This window comes from Candidatus Brevundimonas phytovorans, from assembly GCA_029203145.1.
Lineage (GTDB): Bacteria > Pseudomonadota > Alphaproteobacteria > Caulobacterales > Caulobacteraceae > Brevundimonas > Brevundimonas phytovorans.
This window is the reverse complement of record CP119309.1, coordinates 1,830,278-1,853,727: the sequence shown is the minus strand read 5'-3', so window position 1 is coordinate 1,853,727 and position 23,450 is coordinate 1,830,278. Positions and strand designations below refer to the sequence as shown.

General features: G+C 66.2%; 19 protein-coding genes. 6 read left to right on the top strand and 13 right to left on the bottom strand.

Going from position 1 to position 23,450, the window contains the following annotated elements; translation table 11 throughout:
- Nucleotides 1–13 precede the first annotated feature (13 nt).
- A complete protein-coding gene (aroC, locus tag P0Y52_09125; protein WEK56711.1) occupies nt 14–1,099 on the bottom strand; it encodes a chorismate synthase in 1,086 nt (361 codons plus the stop codon).
- Between the two features lie 10 nt (nt 1,100–1,109).
- Nucleotides 1,110–1,838, bottom strand: coding sequence for a DnaJ C-terminal domain-containing protein (locus tag P0Y52_09120; protein ID WEK56710.1), 729 nt, complete (start codon nt 1,836–1,838; stop codon nt 1,110–1,112).
- A 144-nt stretch (nt 1,839–1,982) separates the two neighbouring features.
- On the opposite strand from P0Y52_09120, the gene pdxH reads away from it, so the two are divergent.
- Complete coding sequence (gene pdxH, locus P0Y52_09115; GenBank protein WEK56709.1) at nt 1,983–2,669, top strand: pyridoxamine 5'-phosphate oxidase; 687 nt, start codon at nt 1,983–1,985, stop codon at nt 2,667–2,669.
- A 1-nt stretch (nt 2,670) separates the two neighbouring features.
- Here pdxH and P0Y52_09110 read toward each other — a convergent pair whose 3' ends face one another.
- Together P0Y52_09110 and udk are read right to left on the bottom strand one after the other, a co-directional pair.
- Complete coding sequence (locus tag P0Y52_09110; protein ID WEK56708.1) at nt 2,671–3,285, bottom strand: TetR/AcrR family transcriptional regulator; 615 nt, start codon at nt 3,283–3,285, stop codon at nt 2,671–2,673.
- Nucleotides 3,286–3,371: 86 nt separating this feature from the next.
- Nucleotides 3,372–4,016 (bottom strand): uridine kinase, encoded by a 645-nt coding sequence (udk, locus tag P0Y52_09105; protein ID WEK56707.1) that lies wholly within the window; start codon nt 4,014–4,016, stop codon nt 3,372–3,374.
- Nucleotides 4,017–4,209: 193 nt separating this feature from the next.
- On the opposite strand from udk, the gene P0Y52_09100 reads away from it, so the two are divergent.
- Genes P0Y52_09100 through P0Y52_09085 form a run of 4 tightly spaced genes read left to right on the top strand, consistent with a single transcriptional unit; the run spans nt 4,210 to nt 8,911 of the window.
- Nucleotides 4,210–5,838, top strand: a complete 1,629-nt coding sequence (locus P0Y52_09100; protein ID WEK56706.1) for a long-chain-fatty-acid--CoA ligase — start codon at nt 4,210–4,212, stop codon at nt 5,836–5,838.
- A gap of 17 nt (nt 5,839–5,855) precedes the next feature.
- Nucleotides 5,856–6,563 (top strand): DUF1499 domain-containing protein, encoded by a 708-nt coding sequence (locus P0Y52_09095; protein ID WEK56705.1) that lies wholly within the window; start codon nt 5,856–5,858, stop codon nt 6,561–6,563.
- Nucleotides 6,564–6,615: 52 nt separating this feature from the next.
- Nucleotides 6,616–7,770 carry a DUF898 family protein gene (locus P0Y52_09090; protein ID WEK56704.1) on the top strand — a complete coding sequence of 385 codons (1,155 nt, stop codon included), beginning with the start codon at nt 6,616–6,618 and terminating at the stop codon, nt 7,768–7,770.
- A 25-nt stretch (nt 7,771–7,795) separates the two neighbouring features.
- Nucleotides 7,796–8,911, top strand: coding sequence for a M48 family metallopeptidase (locus P0Y52_09085; GenBank protein WEK56703.1), 1,116 nt, complete (start codon nt 7,796–7,798; stop codon nt 8,909–8,911).
- On the opposite strand, the gene P0Y52_09080 is transcribed toward P0Y52_09085, so the two are convergent.
- The 3 genes from P0Y52_09080 to P0Y52_09070 all read right to left on the bottom strand — a co-directional run bounded on the left by P0Y52_09080 (nt 8,819) and on the right by P0Y52_09070 (nt 10,794).
- A complete protein-coding gene (locus P0Y52_09080; GenBank protein ID WEK56702.1) occupies nt 8,819–9,739 on the bottom strand; it encodes an MBL fold metallo-hydrolase in 921 nt (306 codons plus the stop codon). The two genes, P0Y52_09085 and P0Y52_09080, sit on opposite strands and share 93 nt — an antisense overlap.
- 117 nt (nt 9,740–9,856) lie before the next feature.
- Nucleotides 9,857–10,261: a TIGR01244 family sulfur transferase gene (locus tag P0Y52_09075; GenBank protein ID WEK56701.1), complete on the bottom strand. Its 405-nt coding sequence runs from the start codon at nt 10,259–10,261 to the stop codon at nt 9,857–9,859.
- 2 nt (nt 10,262–10,263) lie between these two features.
- Nucleotides 10,264–10,794: a hypothetical protein gene (locus P0Y52_09070; GenBank protein WEK56700.1), complete on the bottom strand. Its 531-nt coding sequence runs from the start codon at nt 10,792–10,794 to the stop codon at nt 10,264–10,266.
- Between the two features lie 275 nt (nt 10,795–11,069).
- Between P0Y52_09070 and P0Y52_09065 the strand changes: the two genes are divergently transcribed.
- A complete protein-coding gene (locus P0Y52_09065) occupies nt 11,070–14,126 on the top strand; it encodes a TonB-dependent receptor (protein WEK56699.1) in 3,057 nt (1,018 codons plus the stop codon).
- 271 nt (nt 14,127–14,397) lie between these two features.
- Here P0Y52_09065 and metH read toward each other — a convergent pair whose 3' ends face one another.
- The 6 genes from metH to ettA form a co-directional block, all read right to left on the bottom strand.
- A complete protein-coding gene (gene metH / locus P0Y52_09060; protein WEK59469.1) occupies nt 14,398–17,064 on the bottom strand; it encodes a methionine synthase in 2,667 nt (888 codons plus the stop codon).
- A gap of 189 nt (nt 17,065–17,253) precedes the next feature.
- On the bottom strand, nt 17,254–18,348 hold the full coding sequence (locus tag P0Y52_09055; GenBank protein ID WEK56698.1) for a homocysteine S-methyltransferase family protein: 1,095 nt from the start codon (nt 18,346–18,348) through the stop codon (nt 17,254–17,256).
- On the bottom strand, nt 18,349–19,296 hold the full coding sequence (gene metF / locus P0Y52_09050) for a methylenetetrahydrofolate reductase [NAD(P)H] (GenBank protein WEK56697.1): 948 nt from the start codon (nt 19,294–19,296) through the stop codon (nt 18,349–18,351).
- A complete protein-coding gene (locus tag P0Y52_09045; protein WEK56696.1) occupies nt 19,296–20,258 on the bottom strand; it encodes a metalloregulator ArsR/SmtB family transcription factor in 963 nt (320 codons plus the stop codon). The genes metF and P0Y52_09045 overlap by 1 nt, the downstream gene beginning before the upstream one ends.
- A 257-nt stretch (nt 20,259–20,515) precedes the next feature.
- The gene (locus P0Y52_09040) at nt 20,516–21,445 is read right to left on the bottom strand and encodes a 2-hydroxyacid dehydrogenase (protein ID WEK56695.1); all 930 of its coding nucleotides are present in this window, start codon (nt 21,443–21,445) and stop codon (nt 20,516–20,518) included.
- 300 nt (nt 21,446–21,745) lie between these two features.
- Nucleotides 21,746–23,413 carry an energy-dependent translational throttle protein EttA gene (ettA, locus tag P0Y52_09035; protein WEK56694.1) on the bottom strand — a complete coding sequence of 556 codons (1,668 nt, stop codon included), beginning with the start codon at nt 23,411–23,413 and terminating at the stop codon, nt 21,746–21,748.
- Nucleotides 23,414–23,450: the final 37 nt, after the last annotated feature.

Genomic DNA, 23,450 nt, shown 5'->3' with positions numbered 1-23,450 from the left:
AAAGGCGCGAGGTTTAGCCCACCTGCGCCCGGTGGCGCAGCATGGCGTCGGCCAGGACGATGGCGGCCATGGCCTCGACGACGGGCACGCCGCGCAGGGCGACGCAGGGGTCGTGGCGGCCCTTGGTGCGCAGGTCGACCTCGGCGCCGTCGCGGTTGATGGTCTGGCGCAGGGTCAGGATGGAGGAGGTGGGCTTGAACGCCACGCGCGCTGTCAGCGGCTGGCCGGTCGAGATGCCGCCCAGAACCCCGCCCGCCTTGTTGGACAGGAAGACCGGCAGGCCGTCGTCGCCCAGGCGCATTTCGTCGGCGTTGTCCTCGCCCGACAGCTCGGCTGAGCCAAAGCCCGCGCCGATCTCGACGCCCTTGACCGCGTTGATCGACATCAGGCCCGAGGCCAGTTCGGCGTCCAGCTTGGCGTAGAGGGGCGCGCCCCAGCCGGCGGGGACGCCTGTGACCTCCAGCGCCACGACGGCGCCGATGGAGGAGCCGGCCTTCCTCACGCCGTCCAGATAGGCTTCCCACGCGGGGACCACGTCCGCCGAGGCGGCGAACAGGGCGTTGTCATAGACGGCGTCGAAGTCGAGGGCTTCGTCGGGAATGCGGTGCGGGCCCAGCTGGACCACGCCGGCGCGGATGCGGATGCTGTCACCCAGGACTTTACGGGCCACGGCGCCCGCCGCCACGCGGCTGGCCGTTTCGCGGGCGGACGAACGCCCGCCCCCGCGGTGGTCGCGGACGCCGTACTTGGCCTGATAGGCGAAGTCGGCGTGGCCGGGGCGGAAGGCGCGGGCGATCTCGCCGTAATCCTTGGAGCGCTGGTCGGTGTTTTCGATCATCAGACTGATCGGGGTGCCGGTGGTGACCGGGCCGTTTCCGTCGTCAAAGACGCCGGACAGGATGCGGACCTGATCGGCCTCCTGCCGCTGGGTGACGAAGCGGCTGCCGCCGGGCTTCCTCAGATCAAGCAGGGGCTGAATGTCGGCCTCGGTCAGCGGGATCAGCGGCGGGCAGCCGTCGACGACGCAGCCGATGGCCGGGCCGTGGCTTTCGCCCCAGGTGGTGACGCGGAACAGATGACCGAAGGTATTGTGCGACATGGCTTACCGCTTAAGCCGCGATGCGCTCTGGCGTCCAGACCCGCGTGAAGCGAAGCAGCAGGTCTTCGGCGGCTGATGGCAGGTCGGCCGAGGCCTCCAGCTTGACGAACAGGTCGCCAGCGGGGCGGTTTCCGCGCGCGGGCAGGCCGAGGCCTTTCAGGCGCAGACGCACCGGCTCGACCATGTCGGGCACCAGCCAGGACGAGCGCAGACCGGCGTGGGTCATGATCTCGATGCGGCCGCCGTCGTCCATCATCCGCTGCGGCACGGCCCAGTTCATGAACAGGTCGCCGCCGAGAACCGACAGGCCGTCGGCGGGACGGATCAGGACGGGCAGCAGCAGGTCGGCGCTGTTGGGGCCGCCGCGCTTCAGCCGGATCTTGTCGCCGGTGCGGACGCCGGGTGGGGTGTGGACCAGCAGGGTACGGGCGTCGATGACCGTGCGGACGCAGCCGCCGCTGATGGCCTGCATCGGCGTCAGGGCCAGGAGGGGCGCGGGCGCAGGGGGTTGAACGAAGGGCTTGGCATGGGGCGGGGCGGGCAGGGCAAGCGTCTGGGCCTGCAACAGACGATAGGCGGCGATGACCCGCCGGAATTGTTCGGCGTCGCCGCCAGGCGCATCGGGGCGGGCCGCCTTGACCGCGACGCGGAAGGCCGTCGTCAGGCCCTCGCCGCCGACAGGACCGCTCAGGCCCAGAAGGGACCGGGCGTTTTCGAGGGTGAGGGTGTCCGCGCACATGGACCTCAGCCTCGAACGGATATGGTCAAGACCGGGTTAACCCTGTCGACTGAAACGACAATTTCAATCCATGGTGAAGCCTGGTGTCGCAGCCTAGTCCACGACTGATGACGTACGGGAAATGCGGGTGTAGAGATTCGGTCCATGACCCAGCCCCTGATCCCGCCCAGCCCGTCCGCTCAGGATTACGCCGCGCAACTGGCGGCCAATGCGGACGAGACCATGTTCGAGCGCTCGGAGCCCTTCGGTCTGTTCGCCGACTGGCTGCAAGCCGCCAAGGCTTCTGAGCCGAACGACGCCAACGCCATGACCCTGGCGACGATCGACGCCATGGGCATGCCGGACGCACGCATCGTCCTGCTGAAGGACGTGGACGCGCGTGGCTTCACCTTCTTCTCCAATCAGGAAAGCGCCAAGGGTGAGCAGTTGTGGGCCCATCCCTCTGCGGCTCTGGTCTTCCATTGGAAGAGCCTGCGCCGTCAGGTGCGGGTGCGCGGCGTCGTGGAGCAGGTCAGCGCCGCTGAGGCCGACGCCTATTTCGCCAGCCGGGCGCGAGAAAGCCGCATCGGGGCCTGGGCGTCGGACCAGTCGCGCCCGCTGGACAGCCGCGCCGAACTGGAAACGCGCGTGACCGAACAGGCGGCGGCCTTTGACGGGCAGGAGGTGCCGCGTCCCGACCGTTGGACCGGCTGGCGCGTCGTGCCGCAACAGATCGAATTCTGGCGCGACCGGGCCTTCCGCCTGCATGACCGGCTGCGTTTCGACCGCATGGTCGAGGACGAGGTTGAGGACGAAGGCAAGGCTTGGCGCCGAACGCGCCTGTGGCCCTAGGCTAGACGGCGTAGCGGGCCAGGAAGGTCTCGACCGCATCCTCGGCGATGGCGCGCGGGGTCCGTTCGGCCAGAACGTCGTCGCCCGTCACCAGGGGGACGAAGAAGACCGGGTGTTCGATCATGCCCATCAACTGGCCGGCGGCCCAGGAGGGCTTTTCGACCTTCATCTGCCCGGCCTGGGTCATGTCGATCAGCATGCCCATCAGGACGGCCCCGAAGTCGTTACGTCCACGCTCGAAGAAGCGCATGGCGATGGCCTCGAAGCGCGGACGCTCGGCCAGAACCAGCCGGAAGACCGAGCGAACGAAGCTGTTGCTCATGAACTCGGCATAGCCGCTCATGAATTCGTTCAGGCGTTCGCGCGGCGTGCCCGAGGTCGTATGCACCGCCGCCATGTGGCGGGCGAAGTCTTCCGAGGCGTTGTCGATGACCGCTTCAAACAGAACCGCCTTGCTGTCGAAAAAGGCGTAGAGCGTCGCGGTGGACACGCCGGCTTCGCGGGCGATGGGCTCCATGCGGGTGCCCGCATAGCCCTCTGTGATGAAATGCAGCCTCGCCTGTCGCACGATGGCGGCGCGTCGAGGGTCGTCGAAATCCTGGACCGGTGCGGTCATCGTTAAATACCCGGAAAGAGTGTGGATAACGTGCCTTTAAATTGCCTCGATTGCAACAAGTAACGCCGGTGTGCGAATGCAAATCATCAACGATGCCAAGTTTCTAGAAGCGGGTGGGCGAGGACGGGCGCGGCCAGGCGAATGACCGCCTGCGGATCTTCCAGCCGCACCGCCGCCGTGGCGTCGGCGACGATAAAGTCGGCATGAGTGCGCGACGGTTCGGTCAACCGTTCGTGGCCGGGGCGGACGGTCAGCAGATACTGGTGAATGACGGATTCGGCGGTGCGGCCGCGCTCGGTCTGGTCGCGCAGCAGGCGCCGGATGAAGCGGATGTCGGCGGGCGTATCGACGAATACCTTGATGTCGAAAAGGGCTGTCAGGGCCGGGGTGCACAGGACGTGGGTGCCCTCGACGATCACCACATCGGCGGCGGGGATGGGCTCGCCGCCTGGGTCGCGGCCGTGGTGAAGGAAGGAATAGAGCGGGGCCACGACCGGCCGGCCAGCCTTCAGCTCGGTCAGATGGTCGCGCAACAGGTCGTGATCGCGGGCGGCCACGTCGTCGAAGTCATGGGTGTCTGCGTCGAAGCCAGGCACGCTGGCGGCGTCGAGATAATAGGAGTCCTCGCGCATCAGCACCGCAACGCCGGCGGGCAGGGAGGCGACCAGGGCCTCGGCCAGGGTGCTTTTGCCGGAGCCGGAGCCTCCGGTGATGGCGATCAGGATGGTCATGGGCGGTCTCCGTGCGTCTGCGCGGCCTTCTAGGCCCGTCGGCGCGCCTTGACCATGTTGCAGGGCGCGGGCGCTGTGGATGCGACAGAATAGAGCGGGTTTGTTTCCCCAACGGCACGTTGCTTGTCGCCGTTCACCTAGATAGCGTCGCTGCAAAGCGCCACGCACAGAGGGCGCAAGACGAGGGAATGCGATGCTGGGTTTGATGCAGGACTGGCCGCTGACGGTCGACAAGATTCTCGATCACGCCAACAACTGGCACCCGAACCGCGAGGTCGTGACGCGATCCGTCGAGGGGCCGATCGAGCGCACCACCTATGGCGCCATCCACGGCCGCGCCAAGCGGGTGTCGAATGCGCTGAAGGCCTGGGGGGTGCAGCCTGGCGACCGCATCGCCACCCTGGCCTGGAACACCGCCGACCATATCGAGACCTGGTACGGCATCATGGGCATAGGCGCGGTCTGCCACACGCTGAACCCGCGCCTCTTCCCCGAGCAACTGGTCTACATCATCAACCATGCCGGAGATCGGATGATCTTCGTCGACCTGACCTTCGTGCCGCTGCTGGACGCCATCCTGCCGCATTGTCCGTCGGTCGAGCGGGTCGTGGTTCTGACCGATCCCGACCACATGCCGCAGACGAAATTGCCGGTGGTCGACTGCTATGAGACGGTGCTGGAACAGTCGTCGGAAGACATCGCCTGGGGCGGCTTCGACGAACAGACCGCCTGCGGCCTCTGCTACACCTCGGGCACGACGGGGAACCCCAAGGGCGTCCTCTATTCCCACCGCTCCAACTTCATCCATACCCTGCTGGGCCTGCAGACGACGGTCCTGGGCGCAACGCCCAGCGAGGTCATCCTGCCGGTGGTGCCCATGTTCCACGCCAACGCCTGGGGCATCGCCTTCGGCGGGCCGGCCGCGGGGTCCAAGCTGGTCATGCCGGGCGCGCGCATGGACGGCGCCGGCATCTATGAACTGCTGGAGAGCGAGGGCGTCACCTTCTCGGCCGCCGTGCCCACCGTCTGGCAGGGCCTGCTGAACCACCTGCGCGAAAACCATCTGAAGCTCTCGACGGTCAAGCGCGTGCTGATCGGCGGCGCCGCCGTGCCGGAAAGCATGATCCGCGCCTTCAACGACGAATTCGGCGTCGAGGTGCTGCAGGGCTGGGGCATGACCGAGACCTCGCCCATCGGCACCCTGTCGAACATGACTCCCGAACTGGCCGCCCTGCCGTTCGAGGAGCAGTTGAAGTGGCGGGTCAAGCAGGGCACGCCGCCGCTGGGCGTCGAGCTGAAGCTCAAGGACTATGACGGCAAGGAGATGCCGCACGACGGTCAGACCTATGGCCGTCTGATGATAAAGGGGCCGACCATCGCCCGCGCCTATTTCCGCGATGACAGCGAGATCCTGGACGACGAGGGCTTCTTCGACACCGGCGACGTCTCGACCATCGACGACCAGGGCTTCATGCAGATTACCGACCGGGCCAAGGACGTCATCAAGTCCGGCGGCGAGTGGATCAGTTCCATCGAGATCGAGAACCTGGCCGTCGGCCATCCCAAGGTCGCCCTGGCCGCCGTCATCGGCTCGGCCCACCCGAAGTGGGATGAGCGTCCGGTCCTGCTGATCAAGCTCAAGGAGGGCGAGGCCGAGGACAAGCAGGAACACCTCGACTTCCTGGTCGGCAAGATCGCCAAGTGGTGGATGCCGGACGACGTGGTCTTCCTGGCCGATATTCCGCTGGGCGCCACGGGCAAGATCGACAAGAAGCTGCTGCGCGAGCAGATGAAGGACTATCGCCTGCCGACTGCAGGTTGATCTTTCAGGAGGGCCGCATGGCTGAACCTACCCGGACCCAGGCGCGCGCGGCGGAGATTCGTCTGCGCTGGCTGACGCTGGCGGCGTGTGCGGCGCCCTTGCTGGTGCTGGTCGCCGTTTTCGGGACTCGGTTCGGTCTATGGAGCGCTGGTTTCGGCCTGGAGGTCCTGACGCTGAAGATCGGCCGCATCCTGGCCTTCGTCGGGCTGGCGGCGGCTCTGGTCGCGGTCCTTGTCGCCCTGAAGGACGTGCGGCGGCGGGGCTTTTATGCGGTCGTGTCTCTGGTCGTGGCCGGGGCGACCGTGGCCCTGTTCCTGATCCAGCAACAGCGTTTCGCGGTTCCGGCTGACAACGACGTGACGACCGACGCCGCCGAGGCGCCCGCCTTCTCGCGCGCGGTTCTGGCCATGCGCGGCGGGCAAGGCGCAGGAGAGGGCGGGGCGTCGGTCGCTTGTCCCGATCTGGTTTCGGTGTCGCGACAGGTGGCGCCGGAAACGGCGGCGGCGGCGCTGTCGGCGGCGGGCTTCACCGTGCGCGGCGCGGCGCCCTTCCGCGCCGACGGGGCGAAGGAAGGCTTCTGGTTCGGCCTGACCTATGACGCCGCCATCCGCATCCGGCCGGGCCGCACCGACGTGCGCGTGGCCCAGCGCGAGGGCGTCAGGGTGGGCGATGAATCCTGCCGCCTGGCCCGCGCCATTACGGATGGGCTCAAGCCGCTGGTCTAGGATTGCATTGTTCTTTGATCCTCCGGTAAGATCAGGAAAACCGGGGGGTTAGATGACAGACGCAACGCTGGACGGCGGACCGATCAATGACGGTCTGGGGCCGTTGCACGGGGTTTATCCCTCGGGCGGCGATGAGGCGGGCGAAGTCCTGCGCTTTCACTCTACGCTGGAGCCGAAACGCTTTCTGGGGCTCAGCCTGCGCAACGGCCTTCTGAACATCGTCACCCTGACCCTCTATCGCTTCTGGGGAAAGACCGAGGTGCGGCGCCGCGTCTGGCAGGGCGTGCGGCTGAACGGCGACGCCTTTGAATATACGGGGCAGGGCAAGGAGCTGTTTATCGGCTTCCTGTTGGCGCTTTTGGTTCTGGGTCTGCCGCTGCTGCTGGCGGTGTTCGCCGTCCAGTTCGGCGGACCGGCGGCGATCGCGGTCCTGTACCCGATCCTCTATCTCGGTATGTTCTGGCTGTGGGGTTTCGGAGTCTTCACCGCTTTCCGCTACATGGCCAGCCGCACGACCTGGCGCGGGGTGCGCTTCCGTCTGGGCGGCTCGGCGCGCAGCTATGGCTTCAAATATCTGGGCGCCATCTTCCTCAGCGGCCTGTCGATGGGCTGGTTCTGGCCGGTGGCGCATCGCGGCCTGGCCGAAAAGCTGTGGGACGAACTGCGCTTTGGCGACCGACGCATCCGCTTCCGCATGAGCCGGGCGGAAAAGGTCAGCGTCTATGGCTGGTACGCCCTGGGCTGGGTCGGCACGGCGGTCGGCTATCTGGTCTTCGTCATCGGCATGGTTGCTCTGTTCGCTGTCCTGGGGATGATGGATGCGCCCGCAGGGCAGCCGCCGGGCCTGGGCTTCACGCTCGGCCTCTATGGGATGATGCTGGTGTTGGCGCCGATCTTCCTGCTGCTCTGGTCGCCCTATCACGCCGCCATGCTGCGCTCGATCAGCGCGGGCGTGACGCTGGACGGGGCGGGCTTTCATCTGGAGGTCAAGCCGATGGAGCTGTGGTGGCTGACGGTGTCGAACATGGCGGCTCTGCTGCTATCGCTCGGCTTCCTGACGCCCTGGGTGCAGGCGCGCACGGCCCACTTCATGGTGTCGCGGCTGACCTCGGCGGGTCTGGCGCATCTGGATCTGGCGCGGCAGGCCGGCAAGGGGCCGGGCTCGGGCGAGGGTCTGGCCGACGCCTTCGGTTTCTCGGCCATTTGACGTGCAGGGCCGCTTTCACGACGGATTGAGTTCCCGCCCCGCGACGGTCGAGGTCGCGTGGCTGGACAAGGCCCTGTGTTTTTCTCCGGCAGACAGCGAGGCTCGGGCGTGGACGCGAGACGGCCTCCATGTGGTGCGCGAGGGCGATCAGGCCCGACTGTCGCATCCGTCGGAGCCCGACGCCCGGCTGGTGCTGGCTTTGGCCGACTGGATCGCATTGGGCGGATCGGTCGCCGTCGAGAAGCGCGGGCGGGTCAGGGAGACCCGGCTGGTCATCGGTCTGGCGGCTGTCGGCCTGTCGGTCACGGCCTTCGTCTTCTGGGGCGTGCCGGTCTTTGCAGGGCCTCTGGCGCGGGCCACGCCGATCCAGATGGAAAAGGACATGGGCCGCAGCTTCGACGCCCAGATGGGCGCCATGTTCCATCGCTGCGAAGGCGAGCCAGGGCAGGGCGTGCTGGACGAATTGGGCACGCGATTGTCGATGCAGTCCGACACGCCGTTCGACGTGCGCGTGCGCGCCGTTCAGGCCCCCTTCGTCAACGCCTTCGCCCTGCCGGGCGGGTCAGTCCTTGTCACGGACGACCTGATCCGCGAGGCCGAGACGCCGGACGAACTGGCTGCGGTCGTGGCCCACGAAGTCGCCCACATCGAGAAGCGCCACGTCATGCAGGCGGTCTGGCGCAGTCTGGGCGTCGGCCTCTTGCTGGACGCCGTGGTCGGCGGCGGCACCGGGGCGGGCCAGCAGGCGGTGCTTCTGGCCGGGCAGGCGACCGACCTGCGCTATGGCCGGGACGCCGAGCTGGAGGCCGACCAACGTGGACAGGCCCTGCTGGTCGGCGCGGGAATGTCGTCGCAGGGCATGGCGCCCTTCTTCGAGCGGATGCACGGCGAGGGCGAGGACAAGCGCCTGGCCGCCGCCGCCGAGTTCGTCTCGACCCACCCGGATTCGGGGCGGCGCGCCCAGCGGGCGCGGGACGGCGCCAGGTCGGGGGCTGCGGCCCTGTCGCCGTCCGAATGGGCCGCAGTGCGCGCCAGTTGCGGCGCGGGGTCAAAGGATCCGGTAACGCGCCTCAAGGACCGGCTGCGGCGACGCGGCGACAAGGCCCCGGTCGACCAGGGCGATGAGGTGGGCCAGGACTGACAAACTGGCCGCCGGCCACAACCGCTGATCCACGGCGGCGTAGAGGGCCGGGACCATCTGGGCGATGGTTTCGTCGCCGGCCGCCAGCCGTGCCAGCACTTGCGCCTCGCGCTCCAGCCGGTGATGGCGATAGGCCTTCAGGAAGGGCGCGACCTGGGTGATGGCTGGGCCATGCGTCGGCCAGATGGTCGAGAAACCGCGCGCCAGCACCCGCTCCAGACTGTCCATATAGGCGGCCATGTCGCCGTCCGGCGGAGCGACGACGGTCGTGGACCAGCCCATGACGTGATCGCCGCTGAACAGGGCGTTCTCCTCGCGCAGGATGAAGGCCATGTGGTTGGAGGCGTGACCCGGCGTGGCCATGGCCTCGATCGTCCAGCCGTCGCCGTCGATTCGGTCGCCGTCGTTCAGGATGACGTCGGCCTTGAAGTCCGCGTCGTCGTCCTCGTCCAGAGAGGCCGCGTCCATGGCGTCCGAGGCGTGGACGGTCGGCCCGTGCGGCGCTGCGGCCAGAATCATCGCGCCGCCGACCGCCTCGGCCAGGGCCTGCGACAAGGGGGCGTGGTCGCGGTGGGTGTGTGTCACCAGGATGTGGCTGACGGTCCGCCCCTTCACTGCCCGCAACAGAGCGTGCAGATGAGCCTCGTCCGCGGGGCCGGGATCGATCACCGCCACGCGCGCGCCCGGACGGTCACGCCCGACGATGTAGGTCCCGGTTCCTGTAAAGGTGAACGGCCCCGGATTGTCCGCGATCACCCGCTGAATCAGCGGCGAAACCTGATCGCGATGGCCATAGGTGAAGTCGAACTGTCGGACGTAGGGGATCACGGGCGCGCGTCCTTGATGAGCGGAAGCCGTCGGGAGGGGGCGGCCCCGCCTTTAACGCGTCCAGACGGTTCGGGCGCCTTCGCTATGCTCCGAACGTGCGTTTTCACCATCCCCAAGTCAGAGCGGCAGGCGGCTCAGATCATACCCGGCGGCGAGGGCGGCGGCGCGCAGGCTGTCAGCATCCGCCCCCCTCAGCCGCTCGGCCATGGCCCAGGTCGCCGCCGAACGCATCCCGGAACGGCAGAACATCAGGGTCGTCGCAGGCTCAGCCATCCATTCGGTGACACGCGCAACGGTCTCGGGATCGGGAAGGCCGCGCACCGGTGCATCCAGATATTCAACACCAGCGGCCTCGGCGACGGCGCGGATATCGGCGCTGGTCGGCTGGCCCGGCTCTTCGTGATCGGGCCGATTGTTAACGATCCGCCGCAGGCCCAGCCGCTCGATCAGGGTCGGCAGTTCATCCGGCGTGATCTGGCCTGACAGCCAGATATCTTCCTTCAATGCGGCGGGGTCGGTCATGTCTACTGTCTCTTGACGCGGACGGCGCGGCTGCGCCCTGCGACGAGTAGATAGCTCCCTAGGGACGCGCGGCGCACGCGAATTTCCGTACCGGGGTGATTCTGGAATCGAACCGGGGCGGAATCGATCTGACGCCATTCTGATCCGTCGGCCAGTCGGAACAGCCATTTGCCGTCCAGCCCTTGGCCAGCGCTGACCAAGGTAGTTTCGACGGCTTCGATCTTTTCTTCATCGCCGTCACTCCGGAAGACGGGCGGAAGGGCGGGAATTTCGAATCCGAACAGTTGCCGCCGCGCCTCTCGAATCTGTCCCCGCTCGACCACTACGACCTCGCCTTCACGCTCGGCGGCGTCCAGTGCGCCAGCTGCACTGTCGAAACACGCCAACCGCTCAATGTCTGACGTGATCTGGCGGCAACGGGCCACATGCTCGAGAAGCGGGGATCTGGCGGTGGTGGGAGATTGCGCGAAGGCTGGCCCCCCAAGCGACAAAATGACGGTCAACGCCAGGGAAGGTGGGAGGATCGTGCGCACAACGCTCTCCATTAGAACTAAAGGCTCGAATGTATAGCCTTAATGCCACGCTCGCCGGCCATAAGCCAAGCGAGTTATAGCGTGGCGATTTTGCGACAGGACGAAGGCGACATCATTAAGCGCCTGTAATTTTCCTGTCAGACATTGAAGACCCGTGTCTAATCTCATGCCTAGCTACCTATCAGACGCTTTAACGTCGACAATCAAGGTTGGCCGTGGACGACAGGCGGGGGTCATACTTTGCCGTTGTCGTCCACAACTCAGGAGGGTGACACTTGAAATTCCAGAACAAACGCGAGCGACTGCTGGCGTCCACCATGATCGCGGGCCTCGCGCTTGCCGGTGTGGCGGCTCCGGCTATGGCGCAAACGACCCCGGCGCAGCCTGATCAGGCGAGCCAGGTCGAGGACGTCGTGGTTACGGGCTCGCGCATTCGTCAGCCGAACCTCACCACGACCAGTCCCGTGACCCAGGTCACCGGCGAGGACATCGACGTTCAGGGCGTGACCCGCGTCGAAGACCTGGTGAGCCAACTGCCGCAGGCCTTCGCCGCTCAGAACTCGACCGTCTCCAACGGCGCTTCGGGTACGGCGACGGTGTCGCTGCGCAATCTTGGTTCGTCGCGCACGCTCGTGCTGATCGACGGCAAGCGTATGGGCTACGGTTCGCCGCAAGACGACGCGGCCGACCTGAACCAGATCCCCGGCCAGATGGTTGAGCGGGTGGAAGTCCTCACGGGCGGCGCCTCGGCCGTCTACGGCTCGGACGCCATCGCCGGCGTCGTGAACTTCATCATGCGTCGCGACTTCGAAGGCATCGAAATCGATGCTCAGTATGGCTTCAACCAGCACAACAACGACTATGACGGCGTGGGCAACCTGCGCAATGTCATCGCTGGCCGCGCCGCCACCAACCCGTCGCAGTTCAAGCTGCCCGACGACAACGTCACCACCGGCTTCAGCCGTGAAGTGAATATCCTGATGGGCGTGAACGCCCCGGATGACCGCGGCAACATCACCCTGTACGCCGGCTACCGGAAGAACAACAAGGTGCTCGGTCGCGACTACGACTATTCGTCGTGTTCGCTGGCGGCGCCGGGCGCCGCGACCCCGAATGATTTCTCGTGCGGCGGTTCCGGCACCTCGTTCCCGGGCCAGTTCACGCCCGACTTCGCGGCTGGCAACATCTTCACTGTAGACGCCAACGGGAACTTTATCCCCTACGTCGGCTCGCGTGACGCCTATAACTTCGGCCCGCTGAACTATTATCAGCGCCCGGATGAGCGTTATACGCTGGGTGCGTTTGGTCATTACGATGTGACCGACAAGATCGAGCTCTACACCCAGCTGATGTTCAGCGATTATTCGACCATCGCCCAGATCGCGCCGTCGGGTAACTTCTTCGGTGAGTTCTCCAACGGTTTCCGCACGACCGACGGCAGCTCGACCATCGGCTGCGACAACCCGCTTCTGTCGGCTCAGCAGGCCGCGACGATTGGCTGCTCGCCCGGTGATATCGCCGCCGGCACCGACGTGTCGCTGTATATCGGCCGTCGTAACGTGGAAGGTGGCGGTCGTCAGTCCGACATTCGCTTCCAGTCGTATCGCGGCGTCATGGGCGCACGAGGCGATTTGAACGACGCCTGGAGCTACGATCTGTCGATCCAGTACTCGCGCGCCCAGTACACCAACATCTATCGTAACGAGTTCTCGAACACGCGCCTGGCGCGTGCGCTGGATGTCGTGACCGATCCGAATTCGGGTCTGCCCGTCTGTTCGTCGGTCCTGGCCGGCATTGATGCGGACTGCGTGCCCTACAACATCTTCCGCCGTGACGGTGTTACGCCGGAGGCGCTGAACTATCTGCAGGTGCCGCTGGTCGCGACCGGCTGGACCACCCAGCAGGTGGTGTCCGGTTCGCTGACGACCGACCTGGGCGCCTATGGCGTCAAGTCGCCGTGGGCTACGCGTGGCGTTCAGGCCGCCTTCGGGGGTGAGTATCGCCGTGACGCTCTGGATCTGACGCCCGATGTGTCGTTCACGACCGGCGACGGCGCCGGCCAAGGCGGCGCGACCCTGGGCCTCAACGGCGCCAACCAGGTTTATGATGTCTTCGCTGAAGCTCAGATCCCGATCGCCGAAGGCATGGCCTTCGCCGACCAGCTCTCGGTGGACCTCGCCTATCGTCACTCCGAGTATGAGCTGGGCGGCGGCACGGATTCGTGGAAGATCGGCGGCGACTGGGCCCCGGTGTCCTCGGTCCGCTTCCGCGCCAGCGCCCAGCGCGCCGTTCGTGCGCCGAACGTGATCGAATTGTTCACTGCACAGGGCTTCAACCTGTTCGATCTGGACAATGATCCCTGTGACGACCTGAACGATGACGGCGTGCTGAACAACAGCATCCCGGCTTCCTGCATTGGGACCAATCCGTGGCAGGTTTCATCAACTCAATCGGACAGCGGCGCCCTGAACAGCCCCGCTGGTCAATACAACTACCTGCAGGGCGGCAACCAGGCCCTGACGCCTGAAGAATCCGACACCGTGACCTTCGGCGTCGTCTTCACGCCGGAGTTCCTGCCGGGCTTCAACCTGACGTTGGACTACTTCGACATCCAGATCGACAATCTGGTGTCCACGATCGGCGCGCAGAATTCGCTGGACGCCTGCTACACGGCAGGTCTGGCGGCGGCTTGCGCCAATATCGAGCGGAACGCCAACGGCCAGCTCTGGGTCGGCACCGGCAATGTCGTTGACCTGAACACCAACATCGGCGGGCTGAAGACCGCGGGTGTGGACGTCGCTGTCAACTACAACCTGGATCTGGCCGATTTCGGCTGGGACCGCGCCGGCACCCTGGGCTTCGCCATGGTCGGCACCTGGCTGGACAAGCTGGAGACGGATACGGGCCTCGGCTTTGCCAACTCCAAGTATGACTGCGCCGGCTTCTACGGCAACCAGTGCGGCGTTCCGAGCCCGGAATGGCGTCACCGCTTCCGCGTTGACTGGGGCACCCCGATCGAAGGCTTGAACGTCAACGGTACGTGGCGTTACTACGGCGGCGCTGAAATCGCCGTTCTGGGCGCCGACGGCAGCCTCGACAACGCTCCGGCCGCTCGCATCGATCGCGAGTTCGACGCCATCAACTACTTCGACCTGGCCGCCACCTGGCAGGCTCGTGACAACGTGTCGGTGCGCGCGGGCGTGAACAACGTCTTCGACACTGATCCGCCGCTGTCCTATTCGGTCGGCACCACGGGTAACAACAACACCTACCCGCAACTCTACAACGCCATGGGCCGCTACTTCTTCTTCGGCGTCACGGCTAACTTCTAAGTTCCTTCAGAAGCTTGGAATGGGGCGGCGGACCTTCGGGTCTGCCGCCCTTTTCTTTTTGGATGGGGCGGCGCTCACGGCGGACCTTCTCGCCGCCGCTCCGACATGAGGCGGGGTCATGCGATGGCCTTATGGGCCTTGCCGCACGATTGGCTCCACAGCGCTCCGCTGCCTTCGCTTGGAGGCAAGGGACGTCGCTGTAGGCGACCCAAAGATATAATGGGCTCAGCAGGAGGAAGACCGACGCCTGACGGATCAGGCGGACTTGGCCTCAGGCGACGGTGTCGCGCGCGATCGCGTCCGGATCATAGTTCAGGATCGGAGCCAGCCAGCGTTCGGCGGTTTCGACGTCCCAGCCCTTGCGGCGGGCGTAGTCCTCGATCTGATCGCGGTCGATCTTGCCGACGCCGAAATAGTGGCTGCCCGGATGGCCGAAGTAGAGGCCGCTGACGGACGCCGGGGGCGTCATGGCGTAGCTTTCGGTCAGGGCCATGCCGGCGTTGTTCCCGGCGTCCAGCAGGCGGAACAGGGTGGCCTTTTCCGTGTGGTCCGGCTGGGCCGGATAGCCGGGGGCGGGGCGGATGCCCTGATACTTCTCTTCGATCAGGTCCTGCGTGGTCGTGACTTCATCTGAGGCGTAGCCCCACAGTTCGGTCCGCACCTTCTTGTGCAGGGCCTCGGCGAAGGCTTCGGCCAGCCGGTCGGCCAGGGCCGTGGCCATGATCGAGGAATAGTCGTCGCCGGCATCTTTGAAGCGCTTGGCGATTTCCAGTTCGCCGTGACCCGCCGTGACGGCGAAGGCGCCGATGTAGTCCTGACCGTTCTCAGCGATGAAGTCCGACAGGGCCAGGTTGGGCTTGCCGTTCGACTTCCTGATCTGCTGGCGCAGGGTGTGGAAGCGGGCGATCTCGCTGCTGCGGCCCTCGTCGGCATAGACGGCCACGTCGTCGCCCACGGCCTGAGCGGGCCAGAATCCGACCACGCCTTTGGCCGTGAACCACTTCTCGTCGATGATCCGCTTCAGCATGGCCTGGGCGTCCTTGAACAGGTCCTTGGCCGCTTCGCCGACGATCTCGTCTTCCAGGATCAGCGGATAGCGGCCGATCAGCTCCCAGCTGGCGAAGAAGGGCGTCCAGTCGATGTGGTCGGCCAGATCCGCCAGATCCCAGGCGTCGAAGGCCCGCACGCCGAGGAACGACGGCTTGCCCGGCATGGGGGCGGCGGGATCGGCGTTGAAGCGGTTTTCGCGCGCCTGCTGCAGCGTGGCGCGGGCCTTCACCTCCTGGCCGCGCGCGTACTGCTCGCGGATGCGGGTGTATTCGTCACGTGTAGCGGCCTCGTTCTTCGCCTTTTCGGACGGGGACAGCAGGCCCGACACCACGCCGACGGCGCGGCTGGCGTCGATGACATAGGTGGTCGAGCCCTTGCGATAGCCCGGCTCGATCTTGACCGCCGTATGGGTGCGGCTGGTGGTGGCCCCGCCGATCAGCAGGGGAATGTCGAAGCCGCGTCGCTCCATCTCGCGGGCGACATAGACCATCTCGTCCAGCGAGGGCGTAATCAGGCCGCTGAGGCCGACGATATCCACCTTGTGCTCGATGGCGGCGTCGAGAATGCGGTCAGCCGGGACCATGACGCCCAGGTCGATCACCTCGTAGTTGTTACATTGCAGAACCACGCCGACGATGTTCTTGCCGATGTCGTGGACGTCGCCCTTGACCGTGGCCATCAGGACCTTGCCCGCCTGCTCGCGCGGCTTGCCGGCCTTTTCGGCCTCCATGAAGGGGTTCAGCCAGGCCACGGCCTGCTTCATCACGCGGGCGGATTTCACCACCTGTGGCAGGAACATCTTGCCCGAGCCGAACAGGTCGCCGACCACGTTCATCCCGTCCATCAGCGGACCTTCGATGACGTGCAGGGGGCGCTCAGACGCCAGGCGGGCCTCCTCGGTGTCGGCCTCGATGAACTCGGTGATGCCGTGGACCAGGGCGTGGGCGATGCGGGCCGCGACAGGCTGCTCGCGCCAGCTCAGATCGACGACGCGCGCCGCGCCCTTTTCGCCCTTGTAGGTGGGGGCGAGGTCGACCAGCCGCTCGGTGTTGGACACGTTGGTCCGTTGTGGCCGATTGAGGATCACGTCCTCGACCGCCTCGCGCAGCACCGGGTCGATGTCGTCATAGACGGGCAGGTCGCCGGCGTTGACGATGCCCATGTCCATGCCCGCCGCGATGGCGTGGTACAGGAAGACGCTGTGGATGGCCCGGCGCACCGGCTCGTTGCCGCGGAACGAAAACGAGACGTTGGACACCCCGCCCGAGATGCGGGCGTAGGGCAGGGTGCGCTTGATCTCGCGCGTCGCCTCGATGAAGTCGACCGCATAGTTGTCGTGCTCCTCGATCCCCGTCGCCACGGCGAAGATATTGGGGTCGAAGATGATGTCCTCGGGCGGGAAGCCGACCTCGTTGACCAGGATGTTGTAGGCGCGGGTGCAGATCTCGATCTTGCGCGCGGCGGTGTCGGCCTGACCCACCTCGTCGAAGGCCATGACTACGACGGCGGCGCCGTAGCGCAGGCATTTGACCGCGTGCTCGCGGAAGGCCTGTTCGCCCTCCTTCATGCTGATCGAGTTGACGATCGGCTTGCCCTGAACGCACTTCAGGCCCGCCTCGATGACCTCCCACTTGGAGCTGTCGATCATCACCGGCACGCGGGCGATGTCGGGCTCTGCGGCGATCAGATTGAGGAAGGTGCGCATGGCGACGGCGCCGTCCAGCAGCCCTTCGTCCATGTTGATGTCGATGACCTGAGCGCCCGCCTCGACCTGCTGGCGGGCGACGTCGAGGGCGGCGGTGTAGTCGCCGTCCACGATCAGCTTACGGAACTTGGCCGAGCCGGTGACATTGGTCCGCTCGCCGACGTTGATGAAGACAGGACGCATCTTAATGACCGAACGCAATCCTTCTCCCCTTGGGGGAGAAGGTGTCATGCGGAGCATGACGGATGAGGGGGAGGTGTCCGCGTGCACGGTCCTTTGCGATGAGGGAAAAGCCGGCGTCCCCCTCATCCGAGCCGCTGGCGCGGCTCACCTTCTCCCCCGAGGGGAGAAGGGAAGTAGTGGAGGCGTGCATCACGCCACCAGCTCGAAGGGTTCCAGGCCCGCAAGGCGCATGGCCACCGGGCGCTCGGGGATTTCGCGCGGTTTCAGCGGCGCGACTTCTTCGGCGACGTGGCGGATGTGGTCGGGGGTGGTGCCGCAGCATCCGCCGACGATGTTGACCAGGCCGGAGGCGGCCCATTCCTCAATGAAGTGGGCGGTTTCGTGCGGTTGCTCGTCGTACTGGCCCATGGCGTTGGGCAGGCCGGCGTTGGGATAGGCGGCGACCAGGGTGTCGGCGACGCGGCTCAGTTCGGCGATGAAGGGCCGCATCAGGTCGGCGCCGAGGGCGCAGTTGAAGCCTACGGCGAACGGCTTGGCGTGGCGCACGGAGTTCCAGAAGGCCTCGGCGGTCTGGCCCGACAGGGTCCGGCCTGAGCGGTCGGTGATGGTGCCGGAAATCCAGATGGGCAGGGCGGGCAGGCCCTCGTCCTCAAGGTCCTTGATCGCCTTGATGCAGGCCTTGCAGTTCAGCGTGTCGGTGATGGTTTCGATCAGATAGAGGTCGACGCCGCCCGCGTTCAGGGCCTTCACCTGATGGCGATAGGCCTCATAGACCTCGTCAAAGGTCACCAGCCGCGCGCCGGGGTCGTTCACGTCCGAGGACATGGACAGCATCTTGTTCAGCGGGCCGATGGAGCCGGCGGCGAAGCGGGGCTTGTGCGGCTCCTTTTCCGTCCAGCGGTCGGCGGCGGCGCGGGCCAGTTTGGCGCCTTCCAGATTGATGTCCCACACGGCCTGGGCGTCCAGCTTGTAGTCGTCCTGGGCGATGGTCGTGGCCGAGAAGGTGTTGGTCTCGCTGATGTCCGCGCCCGCGGCGAAATACTGGTCGTGCAGGTCAGCGATGATGTCGGGGCGGGTGATGCAGAGGATGTCGTTGTTCCCCTTCATCTGGTCCTTCTCGTCATAGCCCTTGGCCGCGACGAAGCGGTCGCCGCGGAAGTCGGCTTCGTCCAGCCCGCTGCGCTGGATCATCACGCCCCACGACCCGTCGAGGACCAGGATGCGTTCCCTGGCAGCCGCATGAAGCGCGGCGATGCGGTCTTGGCGGGGCAGGGGAGAAGTCATCTACGCAACAGCCTTGGTTTCACGCACGCCCAGCACCCGGCAGATGGCATAGACCAACTCGGCGCGGTTCAGGGTGTAGAAGTGGAAGTCCGAGAAGCCCTCTTCCTGCAGCCGCGCGCAGGTCTCGGCGGCGATGGAGGCGGCCAGCAGCTTGCGGGTCTCGGGATCGTCGTCCAGCCCGTCGAAGTGCGCCGCCAGCCAGTCGGGGATGGAGGCGCCGCAGGCCGCGCTCATGCGGCTCAGGCCCTTGAAGTTGGACACCGGCATGACGCCCGGGATAAGGGGGATGGTCACGCCCGCCGCCCGCACCCGGTCGCGGAATCGCAGGAAGGCCTCGATGTCGAAGAAGAACTGGGTCACAGCCCGCGTGGCGCCGGCGTCGATCTTCGCCTTCAGGACATCAATGTCGTGGTCGATCGACGGGCTTTCCGGGTGGCGCTCGGGATAGGCGCCGACGGTGATGTCGAAGCCGCCGACGCGGCTGATGGCGGTCGTCAGTTCGGTAGCGTTGGCGTAGCCGTCGCTGCGCGGGACATAGGCGCCGCCGATGCCGTCTCCGCCGGGCGGATCGCCGCGCAGGGCGACGATGTGATCGACGCCGATGGCCTTGTAACCCTCGATGACCTCATCAACCTCGTCGCGGCTGGCCTCGACGCAGGTCAGGTGGGCGGCGGGGCGCAGGGTGGTCTCGCTGATGATCCGCTGCACCGTGCGGTGGGTGCGTTCGCGCGTCGAGCCGCCCGCGCCATAGGTGACCGAGACGAAGGCCGGGTTCAGCGGTTCCAGGCGACGAATGGCGGACCATAGGTTGGCCTCAGCCTCATCGGACTTGGGCGGGAAGAACTCGAACGAGACGTTGACGGCGTTTCGGTTGGACCCGGCGCGCGCCACGGGCCCCAGCGGCGACAGCAGCAGGGCGCGGGCTTCGGCGAGAGAAGAGGGGGCCATCAGGCGGTCTTTCGTGCAGAGGCGGCGGGGCGTTCGGCGGCCCAGATGTGGACGGTCAGACCCTCGGTATCAGGCGGCAGGGCGACCGGGGCGTCGGCGGTCAGGCCGGCCTTGTCGAGCCACTCCTGTATTTCCTCGTCGGCGAAACCGAGGCGGCGATGCTGGTGCTCTTCGCGAAGCTGCTCCAACTGGTGCGGGGCGAAGTCGACGATCAGCAGCTTGCCGCCCGGCATGACCAGACGCGCGGCCTCGGCCACGGCGGCGGCGGGATCGGCCAGGTAGTGCAGGACCTGATGCACGATCACCAGATCAGCGCTGCCGTGCGGTAGGCGGGTCGAGAAGATGTCGCCGTGGCGCAACTCGACCTTGTCCAGCCCGGCCTTGGCGACATTGGCGCGGGCGATGTTCAGCATGTTCTGGCTCAGGTCGAGCCCGACCGACATCTTCGCCTTCTTGCCCAACAGGGTCAGCATCCGCCCCGAGCCGGTGCCCAGGTCGACGACGCGCTGGAAGGGGCCGGGGCCGGCCGCTTGCTCAACGGCGGTTTCCACTGCGCTCTCGCAGACATAGAGGCTGCGCATCTGATCCCACTGCGGCGCGACCTGTTCGAAGTATCGGGCGGCGTCGATGGCGCGCTCCTTGCGCACCTCGTCCAGACGGCGATGGTCGGCCTCGCCCTCGGCGTCGTCCAGCAGGTCCAGAACCGTATCGATCAGGCGGCGCGACAGGGCGTCGTGCGACAGGCGGTAGAAGACTCGCGCCCCATCGGGGAATCGTTCGATCAGGCCCGCGTCGGCCATCAGCTTCAGATGACGCGACACGCGCGGCTGACTCTGGTCCAGAACCCGCGACAGCTCCATGACCGACAGCTCCTCGGCGGCCAGCAGCGACAGCACTCGCAAACGGGTCGGTTCGCCCGCGGCGCGCAGGGCTTCAACGGTCTGGTCAGCAGTCAGTGTCATGATGTCGTATAAAGATATCCTTATACGATTATGCAAGCAAAAACTCGCTGCGAACGGGGACTATCACCCGTTACGCTGCACGGATTGTTCGTCGATTAGGTAAAGTGGATCGACGTTCTGCTTTCCTCCCCATTTCATGGGGAGGTGGATCGGCGGCGCAGCCGACGAGACGGAGGGGGCGACACAACGTCATCCGTCCGCGCTGCCCCCTCCACCGCTACGCGGTCCCCCTCCCCATGAAATGGGGAGGAAAGAGGTCAGGTCGCGACGGGCGACTTCAGCCGCTCGCCCGCGAAATGGGCCGACAGGTTCTGCAACAGCAGCATCAGCATCCCCTGAACCGCCTCGGTCGTGGCCCCGGCGGTGTGGGGCGTCAGGACGGTGTTGGGCACGGTCGCCCAGCGCGGCGCCTCGGTCGGCTCGGTCTCGAAGACGTCCAGCGCCGCCCCGCCCAGCCGCCCGTCGCGCAGGGCGGTGATCACGGCGTCTTCGTCCACCAGTTGACCGCGCGCGACATTGACCAGCAGGCCGGTGGGACCGAGCGCCTCGATCACTTCCGCCGAGATCAGGCCGCGGTTGCTCTCGTCCGCGCGGCAGGCGACGACCAGAACGTCCGAGGCGTGGGCCAGGTCGAGCAGGCTGTCGGCGCGGGGCCAGGCGGCGTCCTTGGCGCGGGGCGCCCACCATTGGACGGTCATGCGCATGACTTCGGCGCGGCGGGCGATGGCCTCGCCGATGGCGCCCAGGCCGACGATGCCCAGGGTTTGTCCGCCCATCGACGGGGTGATGGTCTTGGACGCCGGGGTCCAGCCGCCGGCGCGGACCTGCCGGTCGCCCTCGGCGATCTGACGCCGCGCCGCCAGGATCAGGCCGATGGCGTGGTCGGCGACGTCTTCGTGGTTGATGGCCGGGGCGTGGGTGACGGGCAGGCCGCGCGCGCGACACCACTCCACGTCGATGCCGTCATAGCCCGAGGTGAAACAGGCGATCAGCGACAGGTTGGGCAGGCGCTCAATCAAGGCCTTGTCCAGTTCGAACTCGCCCGCGACGACCAGGACGCGCACATCGGCGGCGGCCTCGATCGGCGGTCCCTCCCAGAAGCGATAGACGTCGTAGGCGCCTTCGAGGAAGACGCTGAGCGGCGCGAGGTGCCGCTGCATGATCAGGATGGCGGGGCGCTGGGTCATGAGGCCAGACTAACCCGGTTCCGCCAGAGCGCCAGCGGCCAAAGATGAAGACTGGGCGGCCATCTGACCTTGGCCCGTTCGCGCTTCCCCTTCGCCGTCACCCCGGACGGCCCGAAGGGACGATCCGGGGCCCAGGCGGCGGCTTCAGCGGCTAGGGCGGAGATGCATCAGGCGTCTGGGTTCCGGGTTCGCTTCGCGCCCCGGAATGACGGCAGGGGAGGGCTGATACGCGATGTGACAGGCCAAAGAAAAACGGCCCCCCGACTGCTCGGAGGGCCGTTCTTCATTCTGCTTCTCGGATCAGCGACCGAACTTCTGGTGCTGGATGCGCTTGGGAATGATGCTGTCCGCACCCAGGCGGCGCATCTTGTCCTGTTCGTAGGCTTCGAAGTTGCCCTCGAACCATTCCACGTGGCCGTCGCCTTCGAAGGCGAGGATGTGGGTGGCCAGACGGTCAAGGAACCAGCGGTCGTGGGAGATGACCACGGCGCAGCCGGCGAACTCCTCCAGAGCCTCTTCGAGGTTCTGCAAGGTTTCGATGTCCAGGTCGTTGGTCGGTTCATCGAGCAGGATCAGGTTGCCGCCCGAGGCCAGGGTCTTGGCCAGGTGCACGCGGTTGCGCTCACCGCCGGACAGTTGGCCGACCTTCTTCTGCTGGTCGCCGCCCTTGAAGTTGAAGCTGCCGACATAGGCGCGGGTGTTGATCTCGCGCTTGCCGACCATCATCACGTCGGTGCCGCCCGAGATGGCCTGCCAGATGGTTTCATCCGGCTTCAGGTCGTCGCGCGACTGGTCGACATAGGCCAGCTTGACCGTCTCGCCGACCTTGATGGTGCCGCCGTCCGGCGTTTCCTGGCCGGTGATCAGCTTGAACATGGTCGACTTGCCGGCGCCGTTGGGGCCGATGACGCCGACGATGCCGTTGGGCGGCAGCTTGAAGGTCAGGTTGTCGAACAGGGTCTTGTCGCCATAGGACTTCTTCAGGCCCTCGACTTCCAGAACCACGTTGCCCAGGCGCGGGCCGGGCGGGATCTGGATGACGGCGAAGGACTGGGCCTGGCGGCTGCTTTCCTGATCGGCGACCATCTTCTCATAGGCGGCCAGACGGGCCTTGGACTTGGCCTGACGGGCCTTGGCGCCCGAGCGGACCCATTCCAGCTCGCGGGTGAGGGCGCGCTGGCGGGCTTCGGATTCCGATTGCTCCTGAACCACGCGCTTGGTCTTGGCTTCCAGCCACGAGGAGTAGTTGCCCTCGTGCGGGTGGCCCTTGCCGCGGTCCAGTTCCAGGGTCCACTTCGTCACCTGATCCAGGAAGTAACGGTCGTGGGTGACCAGGATGACGCAGCCCGGGAAGTTCTCCAGGTGGTGCTGCAGCCAGGCGACGGATTCGGCGTCCAGGTGGTTGGTCGGTTCGTCCATCAGCAGCATGTCGGGCTTGCTGAGCAGCAGGCGGGCCAGGGCCACGCGGCGCTTTTCACCACCCGACAGGTTGGTGACTTCCCAGTCATCCGGCGGGCAGCGCAAGGCGCCCATGGCCTGGTCGATGCGGCTGTCGATGTCCCAGACGTCGCCGGCGTCGATCTTCTCCTGGAGGGCGGTCATCTCCTCCATCAGTTCGTCGGTGTAGTTTTCACCCAGCTCGTTGGCGACCTGATTGAAGCGGTTGACCCACTGCTTCTCCTCGCACCAAGCCTCGACGTTCTCGCGAACGTTCAGGCTGTCGTCCAGCTTGGGTTCCTGTTCCAAGTAGCCGCGCTTGATGCCGTCGGCGGCGCGCGCTTCACCCGTGAACTCGTTGTCCAGGCCGGCCATGATCTTGAGCAGGGTGGATTTACCCGAGCCGTTGACCCCGACAACGCCGATCTTGGCGTCGTTGTAGAAGCTCAGCCAGATGTTCTCGAAGATCTTCTTGCCGCCGGGGAAGGTCTTGGTCAGACCCTGCATCTGGAAAATATATTGCTGCGCCATGAGGTGCGGTTTCGCCCTGTCGTCTGATCTGATGGGG

Excerpts from the sequence above, each read along its gene's own strand:
- aroC (WEK56711.1), bottom strand. The coding sequence starts at position 1,099 with ATGTCGCACAATACCTTCGGTCATCTGTTCCGCGTCACCACCTGGGGC.
- P0Y52_09120 (WEK56710.1), bottom strand. The coding sequence starts at position 1,838 with ATGTGCGCGGACACCCTCACCCTCGAAAACGCCCGGTCCCTTCTGGGC.
- pdxH (WEK56709.1), top strand. The coding sequence starts at position 1,983 with ATGACCCAGCCCCTGATCCCGCCCAGCCCGTCCGCTCAGGATTACGCC.
- P0Y52_09110 (WEK56708.1), bottom strand. The coding sequence starts at position 3,285 with ATGACCGCACCGGTCCAGGATTTCGACGACCCTCGACGCGCCGCCATC.
- udk (WEK56707.1), bottom strand. The coding sequence starts at position 4,016 with ATGACCATCCTGATCGCCATCACCGGAGGCTCCGGCTCCGGCAAAAGC.
- P0Y52_09100 (WEK56706.1), top strand. The coding sequence starts at position 4,210 with ATGCTGGGTTTGATGCAGGACTGGCCGCTGACGGTCGACAAGATTCTC.
- P0Y52_09095 (WEK56705.1), top strand. The coding sequence starts at position 5,856 with ATGGCTGAACCTACCCGGACCCAGGCGCGCGCGGCGGAGATTCGTCTG.
- P0Y52_09090 (WEK56704.1), top strand. The coding sequence starts at position 6,616 with ATGACAGACGCAACGCTGGACGGCGGACCGATCAATGACGGTCTGGGG.
- P0Y52_09075 (WEK56701.1), bottom strand. The coding sequence starts at position 10,261 with ATGACCGACCCCGCCGCATTGAAGGAAGATATCTGGCTGTCAGGCCAG.
- metH (WEK59469.1), bottom strand. The coding sequence starts at position 17,064 with ATGCGTCCTGTCTTCATCAACGTCGGCGAGCGGACCAATGTCACCGGC.
- P0Y52_09055 (WEK56698.1), bottom strand. The coding sequence starts at position 18,348 with ATGACTTCTCCCCTGCCCCGCCAAGACCGCATCGCCGCGCTTCATGCG.
- metF (WEK56697.1), bottom strand. The coding sequence starts at position 19,296 with ATGGCCCCCTCTTCTCTCGCCGAAGCCCGCGCCCTGCTGCTGTCGCCG.
- P0Y52_09045 (WEK56696.1), bottom strand. The coding sequence starts at position 20,258 with ATGACACTGACTGCTGACCAGACCGTTGAAGCCCTGCGCGCCGCGGGC.
- P0Y52_09040 (WEK56695.1), bottom strand. The coding sequence starts at position 21,445 with ATGACCCAGCGCCCCGCCATCCTGATCATGCAGCGGCACCTCGCGCCG.
- ettA (WEK56694.1), bottom strand. The coding sequence starts at position 23,413 with ATGGCGCAGCAATATATTTTCCAGATGCAGGGTCTGACCAAGACCTTC.